Origin of the sequence: Streptomyces sp. NPDC005784, assembly GCF_042871525.1 — a bacterium.
In the GTDB taxonomy this organism is placed as follows: domain Bacteria; phylum Actinomycetota; class Actinomycetes; order Streptomycetales; family Streptomycetaceae; genus Streptomyces.
Genome location: NZ_JBIAIQ010000114.1, coordinates 1 through 1,850 on the forward strand (window position 1 = coordinate 1; position 1,850 = coordinate 1,850).

At 57.0% G+C, this 1,850-nt stretch carries 1 rRNA gene; it reads left to right on the forward strand.

The features are described from left to right. Positions 1-1,829, forward strand: a 23S ribosomal RNA gene (locus ACFYR3_RS45720); the annotation flags it as partial. Positions 1,830-1,850 lie beyond the last annotated feature (21 nt).

Consider the following 1,850-nt stretch of genomic DNA (forward strand, 5'->3'; position numbering starts at 1 on the left):
TGTGATGGGTAGGGGAGCGTCGTGTGCCGGGTGAAGCCGCGCCGGAAGGCAGTGGTGGACGGTTCACGAGTGAGAATGCAGGCATGAGTAGCGATACACACGTGAGAAACGTGTGCGCCGATTGACTAAGGGTTCCTGGGTCAAGCTGATCTGCCCAGGGTAAGTCGGGACCTAAGGCGAGGCCGACAGGCGTAGTCGATGGATAACCGGTTGATATTCCGGTACCCGCTGTGAAGCGTCAAACATTGAACCAGGCGATGCTAAGTCCGTGAAGCCGCCCCGGAGCCTTCGGGCAAGGGGGAGTGGTGGAGCCGACGGTCCAGACCTGTAGTAGGTGAGTGATGGGGTGACGCAGGAAGGTAGTCCATCCCGGGCGGTGGTTGTCCCGGGGTAAGGGTGTAGGCCGTGTGACAGGTAAATCCGTCACGCATTAAGGCTGAGACCTGATGCCGAGCCGATTGTGGTGAAGTGGATGATCCTATGCTGTCGAGAAAAGCCTCTAGCGAGTTTCATGGCGGCCCGTACCCTAAACCGACTCAGGTGGTCAGGTAGAGAATACCGAGGCGTTCGGGTGAACTATGGTTAAGGAACTCGGCAAAATGCCCCCGTAACTTCGGGAGAAGGGGGGCCATCACTGGTGATCCGATTTACTCGGTGAGCTGGGGGTGGCCGCAGAGACCAGCGAGAAGCGACTGTTTACTAAAAACACAGGTCCGTGCGAAGCCGTAAGGCGATGTATACGGACTGACGCCTGCCCGGTGCTGGAACGTTAAGGGGACCGGTTAGTCACTCTTCGGGGTGGCGAAGCTGAGAACTTAAGCGCCAGTAAACGGCGGTGGTAACTATAACCATCCTAAGGTAGCGAAATTCCTTGTCGGGTAAGTTCCGACCTGCACGAATGGCGTAACGACTTCTCGACTGTCTCAACCATAGGCCCGGTGAAATTGCACTACGAGTAAAGATGCTCGTTTCGCGCAGCAGGACGGAAAGACCCCGGGACCTTTACTACAGTTTGATATTGGTGTTCGGTTCGGCTTGTGTAGGATAGGTGGGAGACTGTGAAGTCATGGCGCCAGCCATGGTGGAGTCGCCGTTGAAATACCACTCTGGTCGTGCTGGATGTCTAACCTCGGTCCGTGATCCGGATCAGGGACAGTGTCTGATGGGTAGTTTAACTGGGGCGGTTGCCTCCTAAAGAGTAACGGAGGCGCCCAAAGGTTCCCTCAGCCTGGTTGGTAATCAGGTGTTGAGTGTAAGTGCACAAGGGAGCTTGACTGTGAGACCGACGGGTCGAGCAGGGACGAAAGTCGGGACTAGTGATCCGGCGGTGGCTTGTGGAAGCGCCGTCGCTCAACGGATAAAAGGTACCCCGGGGATAACAGGCTGATCTTCCCCAAGAGTCCATATCGACGGGATGGTTTGGCACCTCGATGTCGGCTCGTCGCATCCTGGGGCTGGAGTCGGTCCCAAGGGTTGGGCTGTTCGCCCATTAAAGCGGTACGCGAGCTGGGTTTAGAACGTCGTGAGACAGTTCGGTCCCTATCCGCTGTGCGCGTAGGAATATTGAGAAGGGCTGTCCCTAGTACGAGAGGACCGGGACGGACGAACCTCTGGTGTGCCAGTTGTCCTGCCAAGGGCATGGCTGGTTGGCTACGTTCGGGAGGGATAACCGCTGAAAGCATCTAAGCGGGAAGCCTGCTTCGAGATGAGTATTCCCACCCCCTTTGAGGGGTTAAGGCTCCCAGTAGACGACTGGGTTGATAGGCCAGATCTGGAAGGCGGGTAACCGCTGGAGGTGACTGGTACTAATAGGCCGAGGGCTTGTCCTCAGTTGCTCGCGTCCACTGTGT